Genomic DNA, 15,081 nt, shown 5'->3' with positions numbered 1-15,081 from the left:
CTCAAGTAAAATTCTTTCTTCGAAACGGAATTTTTCTCCTTTCTATATCTCGGAACGTTCTAGGGGTTGGTTATCGAAGCGCGCGCTTCGAGGTTTATTATAAAAATTGAATCAATTCCGAGAGGGACCGTAAATCGCCTTTTTCTTTTTTTAAGTAGGATCTCCAACCTAAGGATTTCGGAACCACGATATCCAATTCGTATTTATCTCCGCAATAAACCAAACTTTCCCCCGGAAGTCCGACCAAACGCATCGCCTCTTCGAAAATTTTCGGAGAAGGTTTTTCGTATCCGAATTCCGCGCTTACGATCAAAGGATTCAAATATTCTAATATTCCTTTCGCTTCCAAAAGATCCCTGAGCCTGTGATCCCAATTCGAAATCGCCCCGAGTCCCCAATTTTTATTCTCGCAATAATCTTTGAGTTCCCAAAAACCCGGGTCCACGTTCCAAAGTTCCGGGTCCGCAAATCTAGGATAGATGATCGGAAACGCTTTTTCAATCGGGACACGATCCGGAATCCTTTCCAAAAAATCTTCGAGCAATTCCTTCCACCAACCGGGGGTTCCTCCCGGATGGAATTGATATTTATCCCTATGTTCGGGCGGCGCGTTCTCGTGCATCTTATGCCAAGATTCCAAAAATGTTTTTCTGTAAAACTCTCCCGCGTTTGTTTCCTTTTTCAATCCCGCATCCTGGAGGATTTCAAGATAAGTTTCGCCCGCGGATTTTTTCAGATGAAGGATCGTGTCTCCCACATCCAGGAATAGGTATTTATCATAACGCACGGACTTACTTTTATTCACCCCGGCCTTTTTGCATCTCCGAATGAATTGCGATATCAAAAATGGCTTGTAAGTCGCATTAAAATTTTACTTTCTGGGTTTATGTCTGTTTCCAATTTTTCCATCGGAATTTTTATCTTTCCGGGAGTCACACAACTCGATTTTACGGGACCGTATGAAGTTTTTTCAAGAATTCCGAACGTCAAAGTATTCCTCTTTGCTCAAACGAAAAGTCCGATCACTGCCGAGTCGGGAATGAAATTGATTCCCGACTATGATTTTTCGGATTGTCCCGATCTTGATATTCTGCTCGTGCCGGGAGGTTCCGGAACAACCCCTCTTATGGAAGAATTCGAAGTCTTGAATTTTCTCAAAACAAAAGCGGAAAATTCTAAATTCATCACTTCGGTTTGCACCGGTTCTTTGGTCCTCGCTGCGGCCGGTCTTCTCGACGGTTATAAGGCGACGACTCACTGGCTTTCTTTAGATGTCTTAAAATTATTTCCGGTTCGGATTTCGGGGGAACGTTTTGTCAGAGATCGTAACCGAATCACCGGAGGCGGGGTCACCGCGGGAATCGACTTTGCCCTTTTTTTAACCGCCGAATTTTTCGGCGCCGAACTCGCCGAAGAAATCCAACTCATGATCGAATACAATCCGTCTCCACCGTTTACTTCGGGCCATCCGACCACCGCGACCTCTCATTTGGTGGAGAAAGTGAAACTAAGTCGGGAAATCACTCAAAATCGCAGAAAGGCCGCGGCCATCCGGGTTTTAACTTCCAAAAGCAGATGACGTTCGAGTTTTGAGCGACGACCCGGCGCGCGAAAAGCCGAAAATCATCTCGATTCCTGAATATTTTATTCTTAGAATATTCAGTTTCATTTATGAATAAAATGAGGTTCGTCCAGTTCCTTCCAAAGAGTCGAGTCGCCGATCGTGACCGACGCTTCGTGAATTTCGTTTAAGAACTCCGCTTCTTTTTGCGGAACTTTTCTCTTTTCCTTCGAGTCCAAAGATTCCTTTACACTTGCAAGAATTTTATCCAAAAGAAAATAGATGGGTTTATCCCAAATCGCGGAAGTGACTACGATCACCATTCTTCTGTGAGGAATCACATACACGAACTGACTTCCCTTTCCGTTCGCCATAAACGTCTTTTTACCTTCGAACTGATGCGTCCAAAGTTGATATCCGTAATTTTGCGAGGCCCCCGGTTTGACAGCTTGTTTGATCCAATCGGATTTGAGAATTTTTTTACCTCTATAACTCCCGTTGTCCAAATACAAAATTCCGAGTTTCATCATATCGATCGGCTTCAGCCTCAAACCGAAACCCGCGGTTTGTCTTCCCGAAGGAGACGTGTACCATTCGTAACCTTTAAAATCAAGCCAGGAGAATAACGTCTTTTCCGCAAATTGAAGCAACGTCATACCCGCTTTGTTTTCCAAAACCGCGGCGGCAAGTTGAGAATCTCCGTTGCTGTAATCGAACTTCGTTCCCGGTTTGTCTTTGACTTCGGGTAATAAAGCGATTACGAGAGGATCTTCCGCGGTTCTAATATCCTCCCTTTCCGGAAACGAAGACCAGCGCATTCCGGAAGCCATATGAAGAACGTCCCTGAGTCGAAGCGATTCCTTTCCTTCGAGCAAAGGGAAAGGCAAGTTTCCGAGAGAACGAAGGGAATTCATCACCGGCTCGTCCACGGTTTTTAGAACTCCTTCGAAATTTAAAATGCCAAGCAAAGTGGACGTAACCGTTTTTGTAACCGAATAAACACTCTGATTGTGGTTGCGGGTAACACCTCCCGCATAACGTTCCATAACCAACTTTCCGTCTTTTAAAATCAAAAGAGAACGAACCTCGAGTCCCTCTTCGCGAATGGATTTTGATAAACGAAGTAAAGGGGTCGAGTCCAGTCCCGCGTCTTCCGGTAAGGCGATCGAAAAACCTTCGAAAGGAGTTCTATTGAGTTGTTTTGGAGCGAAAGAACGAGAGGTACTTCTTAACGTTACTTCTCCCTCTTGTCCGGCGGAGGCGCAGGAAAGAATCAATCCGATCCAGATTGGAAAAAGCAAAATTCTCATGGTAACACTCACTCTTTTACGTAAAAGATTCAAATCGAATCTTTTTCACTTCAATTCGCGATTTTTGAAATTTATTTCCTACCGTTTTTTCGTACGAAACGGTTTTCAAATCGATTTTTCAGCCCGAGATTTCAGTGGTTTTTTTCCAAACCTTTGCTAGAATTTATCGAAAGAGTCATCTATGAATTCAAAATTCATTCTACATTCTTTTCTAATAGGTTTTTTTTGCGTTTCCGTTATGACCTTGGATTGTTTGGTTCGAGTCGATTGGGATTCTCCCAATCCGAAAAAAACGAAAAAGGCTCCGTCCCCCGACGCCTTTCCCACAGCGGAAGAAGCCAACCTAACACAAGTGGAACGAGCCCGACTCGCCAAGGAAGGAAAACGGATCGGACGTGCTCCGAACGGTTTCGAACTCGTTCACGGTCCAGAATCCAAATTCTCCTACGAAAACGTATGTATTCAGCTTCTTGCCAAGTGCCAGTCCAATTGTATGGAAGAATGGTATCCTTTCACTTCCATCTTCCTGCCGATTATAGGTTATAGAAGCGCGAGGCAACGGCAATGTATGGATCGATGCAATCAATTCTGTAAACTACCGAGTCGAATCCTTTCCGGAGAAACGAGTACGACTCCTACAAGTCCGGGGCCGCAACCTCAATGAGATTTTTCTAATGAAGAATACATCGTGAAACGGCCCTGCGCGGGAAGTGATTAAAATGGATCTAAGTTTCGGCTCTGAAAATTATCGTAAATTCATTCAATCGAAAATCGATCGGATCCGACGACTCGTTCAACCTCCGAAAATATTTCGAAAAACCCTGCCTAAAATTTCGGGTTCGAGTAAAAGAGCGAACGCGATTCCGCATAACGCACCCCAGAGATGGGCGTCGTGATTGATTCCGTCCGCCGCTCCGCTTTTCGAGGAAAAATACGTATAAACCAAATACAGAACCGCGTAAATCGCCCCCGGAATCGGGATCGGTATGAACATCATATAAAGCGAAAGGTTCGGATAAAAAAGAATCGTAGCGAACAACACTCCGCAAACTCCACCCGAAGCGCCTAACGTCGCGTAAAGGGGATTTTTCAGATTTTTTCTCCAAGAGATGACGCTCGTGATCAGGATCGTCCCGAGATAAAAGAGGACGAATTGGATCGGACCTACCGTGATTTCCAAATTCTTTCCGAAAGAATAAAACGAAACCATGTTGAAGATCAAGTGCATCCAATCCGCGTGGATAAAACCGGAAGTGAGAAGAGTGTAATAATTTTTATCCCTTTCCAAACGAAACGGATTCAGAATGAACTTGCCGAGTTGTTGCTCGGACGCGAAACACCACGCGCTCATGCCGAAGGTGACGAGACAAATCAATATTGTGATCAAAATGGATTTCCTTTTTGTTAGTTTTCAGCCGACGGATCGTTTGTTTGGATCGATAACATCTTATCCCTTAAGATGGCGGCTCTTTCAAAATCGAGTTCTTTTGCGGCTTTCATCATTTCTTCTCGAAATTTCTCCTTCAATTCCTCCTTGTTCGGAAATTTCTTGGAATTGAATTTTTTCTCCACGTCTTCCAGAATCAGATCTTCGGAAGACCGTTCCTTTTCTTCCCTTTCGATGATATCTCCGACTTCCTTTTTGATCGTAAGAGGAGTGATTCCGAATTTAAGATTGTGATCTTCCTGGATCTTTCTACGGCGTTTCGTTTCGTCGATCGCCTTCGCCATCGAGTCGGTGATCTTGTCCGCGTAAAGAATGGCGGTTCCGTTCACGTTCCTCGCGGCGCGACCGATCGTCTGTATTAGAGATTTATAATTTCTTAAAAAACCTTCCTTGTCCGCGTCCAAAATCGCGACTAAAGAAACCTCGGGAATATCCAGACCTTCCCGCAACAAATTGATTCCGATCAGAACGTCGTAAATTCCCTTTCTCAGATCGCGGATGATCGCAACCCGATCCAAGGTTTCCACTTCGGAATGAAGATACGCAACCTTCAAACCGATCTCTTCGTAATAATCGGTAAGGTCTTCCGACATTTTTTTAGTGAGAGTCGTGACAAGAACCCGTTCTCCCGCGTCGGTCCGTTTGCGGATTTCCACAAGGAGGTCTTCGATCTGATTTTTAGTGGAACGAACTTCCACGATCGGATCCAAAAGTCCGGTCGGTCGGATGATCTGTTCCACGATCACGGGACTTTTTTTCATTTCGTAATCCGCCGGAGTCGCGGAAACGTAAAGAGTTCTCGGAGTCAAAATCTCGAACTCTTCGAAATTGAGAGGTCTGTTATCGAGAGCGCTCGGAAGTCGGAAACCGAAGTCGACTAACGTTTGTTTGCGGGCCTTGTCTCCCGCAAACATTCCTCCGATCTGAGGAATCGTTACGTGAGACTCGTCCACGATCAAAAGAAATTCTCCCTGAAAATAATCGATCAAACAAGCGGGACGTTCTCCCGCCTTTCTTCCGGTGAGATGTCTGGAATAGTTTTCGATGCCGTTGCAATATCCCATTTCCTGGAGCATTTCCAGATCGTAATTCGTACGGGATACGATTCTTTCCGCTTCCAAAAGTTTACCGTTCTTTCTGAAAAAATCCGCCTGAGCGTCCAGTTCCGCTTTGATGTTCTCCACCGCTTCTTTTACCTTGGGACCGGAAGTGATGAAGTGTTTTGCCGGATAAATATAAGCTTTTTCTAATTTAACAATCGTTTGTGCGGTGATCGGATTGATCCTGCCGATCGAATCGATCTCGTCCCCGAAAAATTCGATCCGAATCGCGTCGGTATGATACGCCGGATAAATTTCGATCGAATCCCCCCGCACCCTGAAATTTCCCCTGGAAAAGTCTATGTCGTTTCGATTGTATTGAATGTGCAGAAGTTTGCGGATCACGGCGTCCCTTTCGATCGTGTCCCCTACTTTGAGAGAGACGACCGAGTTCGTATATTCTTCCGGAGAACCCAAACCGTAGATGCAGGAAACGGAACTGACGATGACGACGTCCGACCTTTCCAAAAGCGACGACGTAGCTCTGAGTCGAAGTTTATCGATCTCTTCGTTGATGGAACTGTCCTTTTCGATAAACGTATCGGAAGTGGGAACGTACGCTTCGGGTTGATAGTAGTCGTAATAAGAAACGAAATATTCCACCGCATTCTCTGGAAAAAATTCCTTAAACTCCCGAAAAAGCTGCGCCGCCAAAGTCTTGTTATGCGACAAGACCAAAGTAGGAAGCCCTAGATCCCGGATGACTTGCGCCATCGTGAAGGTTTTACCCGAACCGGTCACACCGACCAACGTGACTTTCTTTCCCCCCTTTTGAAAAGAATCCGCGATGTTTTCGATCGCCTTGATCTGATCCCCGGCGGGCTCGTATGAGGAATGAATTTTAAAAACGGATGCCATAAGAACTAAGGCAGTTTTTTCTTTGCGTTGAACTGAGCTTGTTTTTTATCCTCTAGAATTTCAAGATCCAGTTCGTCAAAAAGTTTCTGCATGACCATCATACCGCGCATCAACGTCGCGGTGGAGGAAAATTTTCCTCTTGCGATATCCTGTTCCAAATTCAGTTCTTTAACATTGTTGATGATTTGGATAAAAAGAGTCTGAGAACGATCGATGGAATATTCAACTTCGACTTCCGTGCCGTCTCCGTATTTCACCGCGTTTTCCACGGCTTCCAAAACTCCGATACAAAGATCGATCACGATGTCGTCCGGAGTTCCCTGGTTTTTGAGAAAAAACTCGAAACGACTTCGAACGTATTGCATCGGTTGATACGCGATTTTGCCGAGTAGAACATAACGGTCCTTAGGCGGATTTTTTTTTCCTTGGATCGAATCGGGATGAATGTGAAATTCTTTCGAGTTGAATTTGTTGCGTTTCGCATAACCCGATTCTACGAAACCTTCCAAAATTTTTCCTACGATGAAATTTTCAATGTCGGGTTCGTCTTTGAATTTGCGGAGAGTATCCATCCGAATCCAAGCGAAAAAATCGTTCACGGTGCCGGTCAGCCCTTGAGAAAGCATCGACCGAATCTGTTTTTCGATTTCTTCTCTAGAGAGATGGAAACTCATACTTTATCCATTGAGATGCGGAATTATGAAAGTGTAAATCCGTTTTTACCAGGACTTAATTTGACGCATCGCTTCGTATGAAATGACGGCGACTGAATTGCTTAAGTTCAAACAACGGGAAGAATCTTCCATCGGAATTTTTAAGATCCGTTCCTCACTCCAGGAATTTTTAATCTCTGCGGGAACTCCCGAAGTTTCGTTTCCGAACAAAAAAGCGTCTCCGTCTTTATATCGTACGGCGGTGTAAGAATGTGTACCGTAAACCGAAATCAAATACGGATCGATTCCGGAAGGAAGCGCCGCTTTATATTCTTCTAAAGAAGAATGGAGGGAAATTTTCACTTTATCCCAGTAATCCAGTCCGGCTCTGCGCGCCGCCTTTTCGGAAAGATCGAACGACGCTTGTCCGATGATGTGAAGCTCCGCTCCCAAAGCCACACAAAGTCTCGCTATGTTTCCGGTGTTGGGAGGAATTTCGGGTCTATAAAGACCTATATGCAAAGACATAGGATCATTTTTTATTTTTGTTCAAGGAGTTTTGAAGAATCGCTCCGAAAGAACTCGTGGAAGCGACCGTGTCCGAACTCAAATAACCGCTGTAGTCCATTCTTTCCTGAATCTCTTTCGCCTTTTGAATCGAAAGAGAAATCTGTTTTCTTTCCGGATTTACTTCCATTACAAAAACGTCAACTACGTCCCCGGATTTAAAACTTTGACTTAAAGGAACCCGATTTGAAATTCCGGTTTCTCTTCCCGGAACGAGACCGTTAAAATGATCGTCCAACTTAACGAACAAACCGAAGGGTTTGAGAGAATCGATCGTTCCCTTTACGATGTCCCCTTCCTTAAACGGAACGGTTTGCGCCCAAGGGTCCTTTAGAAAATCCTTAACCGTTAATGCGAACTTCCGATTTTCCCAATCGATTCGTAGAACTCTGGCTCTCAGAGTCTGACCGACTTGAAATTCCTTATCGAGTTCCGGATTTTTTTTATAAGTAGCTTCGCTGATCGGAATGAGCGCCGTAAGGCCGTCCATCTCCACGATCAAACCGAAATTCTGAATCGTTTTGACTTTGCAGGTGACGAACATTCCCTCTTTCAGTTCTTGTTTCAAAACTCCTAATTTAACTTCTTTGGCTCGATCGGAAATTTTCTTTTGAGAAACGACGAGTTTACCTCTGGCTCCTAAGTCTTGGATTAAAAACTTCTGACGTTTTCCGATAAGACCCGATTTTTTTAACTCCGGATCGATTTGGGAAAACGGACAAAACGCGGTAAATTCTCCGATCTTAACTTCGGCGCCGCCTTCACCTTCGCCGATAAATTGTCCGAGTACGGGGATCTCGGCTCTTTTAGCGATTTCTAATATATCCTTGTTCAACGAATCGCCGCTCAAACAAGTCGTAAAATGAATGTCTCCGTGATCTTCCTTTAAGAAGTAGGTCTCGATCTCTTCTCCCGGATTCGGAAGTCCGGATTCCATAAACTCTTCCGAAGAAATGATTCCCGGAAGTTTTCCTTCTTTTGCGGTTACAAAAACGAAATCTTTTTTTGCGGAGTTCACGATCGCAGTGACCCTGGTCCCCGCTTCCATCGCTTTTTTCTTTTTAAAGGACGCGTCCAACATTTTCTCGAAGAGTTCTTTTTCGGATTCTTTCATTTATTTTTTCCTCTCTTTTTTTGACTGGAAACCGGTTCTCTTTTTTCCGGCGGATAAAAAATTTCTCCTGCGATCGTTTTGCGAAGAGATTTCAAATTCTTTAAATCGACGAGCGGATCTTCCGTAAAAATATTTATGAATGCGGGTTTGCCTTCCCGGATTTTTCCTTCGTGAGGCGCTTCTATAAAACCGCAGGTGGATTCCGTGGCGATTCGAATCGTCTCTTCGTTTCCAAGCGCGCTCGCAAGAATTTCCATTTCTTTCCAACCTCCGATTCCGGGATGAACGTGAAGATAACCCGTTCCGGACGCGAGGAGCAGACTTAGATTTTTTTGCCCCTTTAAAAATGCAAGATAGGATTTATATTCCTTCTCCGCATTCGACCGATCTTCTTCGGAAAGACCGGAAAGTTTTCCCGCAAAATCCGGCTCGGGGGCGATGTTCTTTGCAAAGTAAGAACTCCATTCTTTCATCGCAATTAAGTCGGTTTCCCATTCGGGAGTTCCCGCAATCTTCTGATAGTAGTAAACGGAAAACATAGGACCCCAACTCATATTACGAAACACACCGGGAGAAATTCTCGCCGCAATTTCGTTCGGAACCGGATGATACAGAACGGGAATACCCGCGCCGATTCCTTCGAGAATGCTAAACTCGTCTCCAAAGGCGGATAACGCTAGTTTGATTCCTTCCGCGTCCGCGGCTTTTTTCAATTGATATAAAAACGGACCGTCGAAAGCGAACGACTCGCCCTCTTGATAACGATAAAACAAATGTACAAAAGAAGAAGGTCTTTTTTTGATCTTAGACACCGCTTCCTGCGAGGAACGGATTAAATCGTATCCCGGAAGTTTTCCTAAACTCTTCGTCTCGGAACTTTCGGCGATCCACGGGGCCTGCGACTTTTTTACCCAGGGAGAATTTTTTTCCAAACGTTGTGCGTCTTTCAAAAGCGTTTCGACCCAAGCGGGATCTCCCACGGAAAGAATTCCCGTAAAACCGTGAGCCAAAAAAGATTGTAACGAAAGATAAACTCCCGCTCTATCCTTTTGTCCTCCGAGCGAGTCCGTGGAAAGAACCGCATTCGCATCGCAAAAACCCGGAAGCGCGTAAGAAACTTTTCCCGAGAAAGAATTTATTTTTTTGATCGAAACGACTTTACCGTTTTCAATTCGGATCTCGGAAGGTTCGGAGTATTCTTTTTTTTCGGGAAGAAGATATCGAACCGCGTTTAAGGTGATCGACTTCGCCGACACGGTTATCGATAAGAATAAAATGAAAAAGAGGGAAGCCTTACAAAGAACAGCGATTCGCCGGAATCCTGAAAGATGCCTCTTTTTTCCCTTTCTTAGAATGACTCTCTTGACAAACAAAACAGACTCCGGAATGCTCATGGATGATGGGGCAGGAAATCCGAGATATATCCGACAATATCCGGCTAACGATCGAGAACGGAAAAATCCTTTCTTTGAAGACCCACAGAATGACTCATTCTGTCGAGGAACATATCCAAGAGGCAGTCGGACTGATTCTGGATAAGATAACTCATCCTACTCTGGTTCCTACGATTTATACTATAATAAAAGAGTTGGCAATCAACGCCTGCAAAGCAAACCAAAAAAGGATTTTTTTCGAAGAAAAAGGTTTGGATCTTCACGATCCTTCCGATTACGAAAAAGGAGTTCGAGAATATAAGCGCATCTTTAGTGAAACGATGTCCGAACGTTACGGAGAAAAGGCAAAAAAAGAAGGATACTATTGTCTGATCAACTTTGACTATTCGTTGAATGGAATTCGAATCGAAGTAATCAATAACGCTCCCATAACGGAGCAGGAAGAAAAATCCATCCGCGAAAAATTGGAAAAGGGAATGCGTTACAACGACATCGCGCAATTTTATTTGGACAATGCGGACAACACGGAAGGTGCCGGAATCGGTTTAGCTCTCATCTTAATCATGCTCAAAGGAGAAGGAATCGATCCTTCCTATTTTAGAATCATCATTCGAAAAGACATTACGATCGCAAGATTGGAAATCCCTCTCACTCCCGACTTTCAGAGCCTTCGAAAATCCCATCGTAAAAATTAAATGCGACTCCCACTCTCCGTTTGTATCATCACACTCAACGAACAAGACAATCTAGAACGTTGTCTGAAACCTCTGGACTTCGTTGCTGAAATCATCGTCGTCGATTCCGGTTCCAAGGACCAAACCGTCGAGATCGCAAAAAAGTACAAGGCGAAGGTTCATAAAAGAAAATTCGACGACTACGTTAGTCAGAAGAACTTCGCTCTTTCCCTAGTGAAAAACGAATGGGTTTTGACTTTAGACGCGGATGAGGAAGTTTCTCCGGGGTTAAAAGACGAGATTTTGACCCTTTTTCAAAACGGACTTCCTACCGCGGACGGATATTCCACTCCGAGACTGACTTGGTATTTGGGAAAATGGATCCGTCACGGGGGTTGGTATCCCAATCGACGCATCCGTCTTTTTCATCGTTCCAAAGGCAAGTTCGGAGGCGGTTTGGTGCACGAAACGATTCAGCTCCAAGGTATATGCAAAAAACTGAATTTTCCGGTGTTTCATTTTTCGTATAAAAATATCGGAGATCATATCCGTTATATCAACGCCTATTCCGAATTAGGCGCTCAAGAAAAATTCAGAGCGGGGAAAACGAGCGGACTTTTCCTCGCGTTCCTGGAAGGATTTTACAAAGCGTTTTGGATGTATTTTATCCGATTCGGATTTTTAGACGGCAAACAGGGTTTTGTTCTGGCGCTTTTCGGATTTTATTATAATTTTCTAAAGTATATCAAGTTGTACGAGTTGAATCTGAAGGATAAAAAAGGAAAATAGAAGTTTCCGTTCCGAGTCGCAAAAACAGCGGACATGAACTATCAATCGCTCCTTTCAAACTCGCTGTGCGGGAAATTCAATCTATAAAATCCAATGCGTAAAAATAGGATGCGGGTTTGCAGCGTAGTTTGAGAGTCCCCCGGTTTTCGAGCAGGTCGACGTGGAGAATAGAACCGTACGACCTGTGGGAACTCCCGCACTCATCGTGCAAACGAAAGAAAATCGTGAAATAGACGCGCCTTAAAAACTTCGTCCTGATGTTCTTCATTTGCAAAATTTATTTTTTATTATTTTGCTGCGGAGGAGGAGGTGTATTCGGTTTTGGCTCGGTAGTATTGTTTTTAATATTCCCTTTCATAAAACCTTCCGTAATCGGTTTTTATTTGACCGTCCTGTCTAACCCGAGCGTTGCCTTTTTTCTCACCTGCCATAAAACCACTCAATAAAATCAGATTTCTTCTTTTACTCGGAACTCTACATAACAAAGCGCCTAAGATGATTCCGCCTCAAACCGGGACTCGTATCAAAATTCAGAGTATTCCATTATATAGGGATTCGTAGTCGATCTAAAAAAAACCAAAAGAAGGATTCATTAGAATAACAAACTTTTCTTATAGAATCAAATCTCAATGATTTTATTCCATCGAATAGTAAACTCGAACGCTTTTTTATCCTTTAGAACGCGGGAAACTCAATTCAACTCGTCCCTGAAACGAAATCCGTAGAAAGCGTTTCACTTACTTCCGGGAACGATTGATTGAAATAGGCGCCTCATTCTCTACGGATCATTCGGCGGAAAGCAGTGTCACGGAGTTTAGTCCCTTCTTTCTTTGTTGTGGTTGATACGGTTCATGATATAAAGAGCGAGAAGCCCGCCCAACAAAACCGCGAGTAAGTTTACATTCGAGATTTGATAGATTCCGAACTTAGGTGAAACCAACCAAAGAACCACCGAACGAATAAAATCCTGAAGTAAGGAAAGGATAATGAGAGATCCGAGAAGAGCAACGATCAGGGCTCCCCAAAATCCTCCGAGAAGATCCTTGCGTTTATAATAGTAATAATACCAGGAAAGACCGCCGGAAATTCCGACTACGAATAAAACATCAAGAATGGTCGTCCACCATGGCGAGCCTGAAAAAGAAGCAATAGGCGTCAAAAAGAGTTGTCCACCCAGTCCGTGTAAAAAAGAATCAGGTAAATTCAGTAGGCTCATTCCAATACAGCATTCTCGGGAATTGTTTTTTTAGTCGACTCATTTTACTACTCGCTCTAAAACTTGCTTCTTTTGGAGCAAAAAAGTCAAAAGTCTTAAATCGATTCCTTTCATTTAACAAGAAACGAATCGAAGAAATCGAAACTCCCGAAATCTTGTTTGTAAAACCGAACCAAGAAAAAAGAGAAAATCAAATTTGAAAAACGAAACAAATCGAACCGCTAAAACTTTCGGTATAGTCGGATTTCCGCTTTCACACACTCTTTCCCCGCTCATTCACAATTCTATTTATAAAGATAGAAAAATCGACGCCTCTTACCTCGTTTTTGAAAGTCCGGAATTGAACTCTGAAAAAATTCAGGAACTCCGAAACTCGGGAGTGCTCGGTCTTTCGGTGACGATTCCTCACAAGGAAACGGCCTTCTCTCTCGCCGACAAAACCGACGAAACATCCCGAATTATGAAAGCGTCCAATACCTTATTGATCGGTCCCGATTCGATTCATGCTTACAATACGGATGGAGAAGGAGCCTATCTTTCCATATTGGAAAAATCTCCCGAATCCTTGAGCGCCGGAACAACTCTCATCCTTGGAAGCGGAGGAAGCGCGAGAGGAATCGCATACAACCTTTCTGTCTCCGGCAAAATTCAAAATCTACTTCTTTGTTCGAGAAACGAAACGACCGCAAAAGAAATCTGTACTTTGGTTTCCGAAAATTCGAACGTGAAAGCGGCACCCGTCTCACAGGAATCCGTTGATACTCGAAAGAAAGAAATTTCCTTAGTGATACATACGACTCCACTCGGAATGAAAGGCCAGGCTCCGGGACCTTTTCTTTCGGAGGATTTTTTCAATCCGAGTATGACCCTTTTTGATATCGTTTACAATCCTTTGGAAACACCGCTGGTAAAGGTCGCTCAAAAAGCCGGAGCGAAAATCATCCCCGGATCGGAGATGCTTTTGTACCAAGCGATGAAACAGTTCGAACTATTCACTGGTATTTCGCCTAACGCGGAAGATATTCATAAAACCAGGGAACGTCTTTATCAAACATTAACAAATCGATGAATACACATTCGGACTTTTTCGAATTTATCAACCGACTTTCCAACTTGGAGAAAACCAGAAACTTCAACGTTTTTACCGGATATTCCTTGGAACCTTTTACAAAAGTTCTAAATCGATTCGGATTGAATCGAAAAAAAGAATCCGCTCTTTGCAGAATTTCCGTGGTCGGAACAAACGCAAAGGGTTCCGTCACACATTTTTTAGGGGAATACTTTCGGCTTTCCGGATTTAAAACGGGACTTTATACTTCGCCGCATTTGATTTCCCCTTTGGAAAGGATTCGAGTCGGAAACAAGACGCAAAACTTTCGAGAAATTCAAACGGAAGAATTGGACCGATTGTTAAACGAATGGAAATTTCTCGGAGCGGAAGAGGAATTAAAGTCCTTTTCCTTTTTCGAACTATTTACCTGCGCGGCATTCTCTTTTTTTGAAAACCAATCGATCGAAATTCAAATTTACGAGGCGGGCCTCGGCGGAAGATTGGACGCGACCAAACTTAACAATCCGGACGTAGTTGTCGTAGGAGTTATAGGATTGGATCATAAGGAAATATTAGGAAATACGAAAGAACAGATCCTGGAGGAAAAACTCGGAATCTGCACCGCCGATACGAAAGCCCTTTTTGCGATCGAACAGGAAGAGTCGAACTTAAACGAAAAAATAGAATCCTGGTGTTCTCAAAATAAGATTCCTTGTGTGATTCTGCCGCAAACACCGCGCGACGCGACTTATCTCGTCAGGAATCAACATTTTTCTTATCAAGTATTTCATAATATTTTAAATTTTGAATGGTTTCCAAAATCAAGGCGCCCAACCTTCGATCCGATCGATCAAAGAATCGATCCGGGACTTTCTAAATCCGAAAACGTTTCTTTGACTTCGAATGTGTTTAGTTTCCAAACTTTTGAAAAGCACATTACCCTTCCTCCGGGAAGATTAACGGTCCTACAAAATTCTCCCCTACTTGTTTTCGATCCGGCGCACAATCCGGACGCCTTTAGGGAAACGCTGAAAAGTTTATCCGTATTGTATCCTTCGCGCAAGTTTCGGGTTTACGCGGGTTTGCTGAAGGATAAGGACGGAGACTCCATTTTAGAATTTTTGCGGAAGTCGCTTAACAAAACCGATATTCTCGAATTTCGATTTTTAAAGGAGGAAGGGTTCGCTCTTCCTAAAAACTGCGGCGCGACGGAAACGATCGACGGCGCCGGATTCAGGACCGTCTTACGGAGATTAGACGATTCGCAGGACCCGATTTTGGTTCTCGGAAGTTTTCGTCTGTATCCGATCGTCTCCGGTTCGATTGAAGTTTAGCGGACTTTTCGAT

Annotated in this window: 14 protein-coding genes and 2 pseudogenes; 6 read left to right on the top strand and 10 right to left on the bottom strand. The window is 43.7% G+C overall.

The features are described 5' to 3' along the window. Positions 1 to 97: 97 nt before the first annotated feature. The gene (locus LEP1GSC060_RS02925) at positions 98 to 787 is read right to left on the bottom strand and encodes an HAD-IA family hydrolase (protein ID WP_036095245.1); all 690 of its coding nucleotides are present in this window, start codon (positions 785 to 787) and stop codon (positions 98 to 100) included. A 99-nt stretch (positions 788 to 886) separates the two neighbouring features. Between LEP1GSC060_RS02925 and LEP1GSC060_RS02920 the strand changes: the two genes are divergently transcribed. Further along, complete coding sequence (locus tag LEP1GSC060_RS02920; RefSeq protein ID WP_036095244.1) at positions 887 to 1,579, top strand: DJ-1/PfpI family protein; 693 nt, start codon at positions 887 to 889, stop codon at positions 1,577 to 1,579. 86 nt (positions 1,580 to 1,665) lie between these two features. Here LEP1GSC060_RS02920 and LEP1GSC060_RS02915 read toward each other — a convergent pair. Beyond that, positions 1,666 to 2,920: pseudogene (locus tag LEP1GSC060_RS02915) on the bottom strand (serine hydrolase domain-containing protein). A 132-nt stretch (positions 2,921 to 3,052) separates the two neighbouring features. Between LEP1GSC060_RS02915 and LEP1GSC060_RS02910 the strand changes: the two are divergent. Next, positions 3,053 to 3,535, top strand: coding sequence for an LIC_10730 family protein (locus LEP1GSC060_RS02910; RefSeq protein ID WP_002995758.1), 483 nt, complete (start codon positions 3,053 to 3,055; stop codon positions 3,533 to 3,535). Between the two features lie 129 nt (positions 3,536 to 3,664). Here the strand turns inward: LEP1GSC060_RS02910 and LEP1GSC060_RS02905 are convergent, their stop codons facing one another. Genes LEP1GSC060_RS02905 through LEP1GSC060_RS02880 form a run of 6 tightly spaced genes read right to left on the bottom strand, consistent with a single transcriptional unit; the run spans position 3,665 to position 10,004 of the window. Beyond that, a complete protein-coding gene (locus LEP1GSC060_RS02905; protein WP_002995711.1) occupies positions 3,665 to 4,258 on the bottom strand; it encodes a rhomboid family intramembrane serine protease in 594 nt (197 codons plus the stop codon). A 17-nt stretch (positions 4,259 to 4,275) separates the two neighbouring features. Beyond that, on the bottom strand, positions 4,276 to 6,276 hold the full coding sequence (gene uvrB, locus LEP1GSC060_RS02900; protein WP_002995793.1) for an excinuclease ABC subunit UvrB: 2,001 nt from the start codon (positions 6,274 to 6,276) through the stop codon (positions 4,276 to 4,278). Between the two features lie 5 nt (positions 6,277 to 6,281). Continuing rightward, positions 6,282 to 6,950 (bottom strand): ATP-binding protein, encoded by a 669-nt coding sequence (locus tag LEP1GSC060_RS02895; protein ID WP_002995661.1) that lies wholly within the window; start codon positions 6,948 to 6,950, stop codon positions 6,282 to 6,284. Positions 6,951 to 6,995: 45 nt separating this feature from the next. Continuing rightward, positions 6,996 to 7,457, bottom strand: a complete 462-nt coding sequence (locus LEP1GSC060_RS02890; protein ID WP_002995837.1) for a tRNA (cytidine(34)-2'-O)-methyltransferase — start codon at positions 7,455 to 7,457, stop codon at positions 6,996 to 6,998. A 4-nt stretch (positions 7,458 to 7,461) separates the two neighbouring features. Continuing rightward, entirely contained in the window at positions 7,462 to 8,610 is a 1,149-nt protein-coding gene (locus LEP1GSC060_RS02885) for a S1 RNA-binding domain-containing protein (protein ID WP_002995841.1), read from the bottom strand. Then, positions 8,607 to 10,004: a hypothetical protein gene (locus LEP1GSC060_RS02880; RefSeq protein ID WP_036095241.1), complete on the bottom strand. Its 1,398-nt coding sequence runs from the start codon at positions 10,002 to 10,004 to the stop codon at positions 8,607 to 8,609. The genes LEP1GSC060_RS02885 and LEP1GSC060_RS02880 overlap by 4 nt, the downstream gene beginning before the upstream one ends. A 2-nt stretch (positions 10,005 to 10,006) precedes the next feature. Here LEP1GSC060_RS02880 and LEP1GSC060_RS02875 point away from each other — a divergent pair, with 2 nt between their 5' ends. Together LEP1GSC060_RS02875 and LEP1GSC060_RS02870 are read left to right on the top strand one after the other, a co-directional pair. Then, positions 10,007 to 10,699, top strand: a complete 693-nt coding sequence (locus LEP1GSC060_RS02875; protein ID WP_002995743.1) for a hypothetical protein — start codon at positions 10,007 to 10,009, stop codon at positions 10,697 to 10,699. Continuing rightward, positions 10,700 to 11,467, top strand: coding sequence for a glycosyltransferase family 2 protein (locus LEP1GSC060_RS02870; RefSeq protein ID WP_002995679.1), 768 nt, complete (start codon positions 10,700 to 10,702; stop codon positions 11,465 to 11,467). It begins immediately after the preceding gene. A gap of 814 nt (positions 11,468 to 12,281) precedes the next feature. On the opposite strand, the gene LEP1GSC060_RS02865 is transcribed toward LEP1GSC060_RS02870, so the two are convergent. Continuing rightward, positions 12,282 to 12,674 carry a hypothetical protein gene (locus LEP1GSC060_RS02865; protein WP_155119612.1) on the bottom strand — a complete coding sequence of 131 codons (393 nt, stop codon included), beginning with the start codon at positions 12,672 to 12,674 and terminating at the stop codon, positions 12,282 to 12,284. Further along, positions 12,661 to 12,859 (bottom strand): annotated as a pseudogene (locus tag LEP1GSC060_RS20795) (hypothetical protein). Before LEP1GSC060_RS20795 ends, LEP1GSC060_RS02865 begins: the two are co-directional and overlap by 14 nt. A 20-nt stretch (positions 12,860 to 12,879) precedes the next feature. On the opposite strand from LEP1GSC060_RS20795, the gene aroE reads away from it, so the two are divergent. Beyond that, positions 12,880 to 13,752, top strand: a complete 873-nt coding sequence (gene aroE, locus LEP1GSC060_RS02860) for a shikimate dehydrogenase (RefSeq protein WP_002995795.1) — start codon at positions 12,880 to 12,882, stop codon at positions 13,750 to 13,752. Continuing rightward, positions 13,749 to 15,068: a folylpolyglutamate synthase/dihydrofolate synthase family protein gene (locus LEP1GSC060_RS02855; protein ID WP_002995672.1), complete on the top strand. Its 1,320-nt coding sequence runs from the start codon at positions 13,749 to 13,751 to the stop codon at positions 15,066 to 15,068. The genes aroE and LEP1GSC060_RS02855 overlap by 4 nt, the downstream gene beginning before the upstream one ends. Positions 15,069 to 15,081 lie beyond the last annotated feature (13 nt).

Source organism: Leptospira weilii serovar Ranarum str. ICFT (assembly GCF_000332415.1).
In the GTDB taxonomy this organism is placed as follows: domain Bacteria; phylum Spirochaetota; class Leptospiria; order Leptospirales; family Leptospiraceae; genus Leptospira; species Leptospira weilii_A.
This window is presented reverse-complemented; position numbering and strand designations above follow the sequence as displayed.

What these genes read in the sequence shown, in the direction of transcription:
- LEP1GSC060_RS02890 (WP_002995837.1), bottom strand. Translation starts at nt 7,457, where the DNA reads ATGTCTTTGCATATAGGTCTTTATAGACCCGAAATTCCTCCCAACACC.
- LEP1GSC060_RS02895 (WP_002995661.1), bottom strand. Translation starts at nt 6,950, where the DNA reads ATGAGTTTCCATCTCTCTAGAGAAGAAATCGAAAAACAGATTCGGTCG.
- LEP1GSC060_RS02875 (WP_002995743.1), top strand. Translation starts at nt 10,007, where the DNA reads ATGATGGGGCAGGAAATCCGAGATATATCCGACAATATCCGGCTAACG.
- LEP1GSC060_RS02885 (WP_002995841.1), bottom strand. Translation starts at nt 8,610, where the DNA reads ATGAAAGAATCCGAAAAAGAACTCTTCGAGAAAATGTTGGACGCGTCC.
- LEP1GSC060_RS02870 (WP_002995679.1), top strand. Translation starts at nt 10,700, where the DNA reads ATGCGACTCCCACTCTCCGTTTGTATCATCACACTCAACGAACAAGAC.
- LEP1GSC060_RS02920 (WP_036095244.1), top strand. Translation starts at nt 887, where the DNA reads ATGTCTGTTTCCAATTTTTCCATCGGAATTTTTATCTTTCCGGGAGTC.
- LEP1GSC060_RS02880 (WP_036095241.1), bottom strand. Translation starts at nt 10,004, where the DNA reads ATGAGCATTCCGGAGTCTGTTTTGTTTGTCAAGAGAGTCATTCTAAGA.
- uvrB (WP_002995793.1), bottom strand. Translation starts at nt 6,276, where the DNA reads ATGGCATCCGTTTTTAAAATTCATTCCTCATACGAGCCCGCCGGGGAT.
- LEP1GSC060_RS02855 (WP_002995672.1), top strand. Translation starts at nt 13,749, where the DNA reads ATGAATACACATTCGGACTTTTTCGAATTTATCAACCGACTTTCCAAC.
- LEP1GSC060_RS02910 (WP_002995758.1), top strand. Translation starts at nt 3,053, where the DNA reads ATGAATTCAAAATTCATTCTACATTCTTTTCTAATAGGTTTTTTTTGC.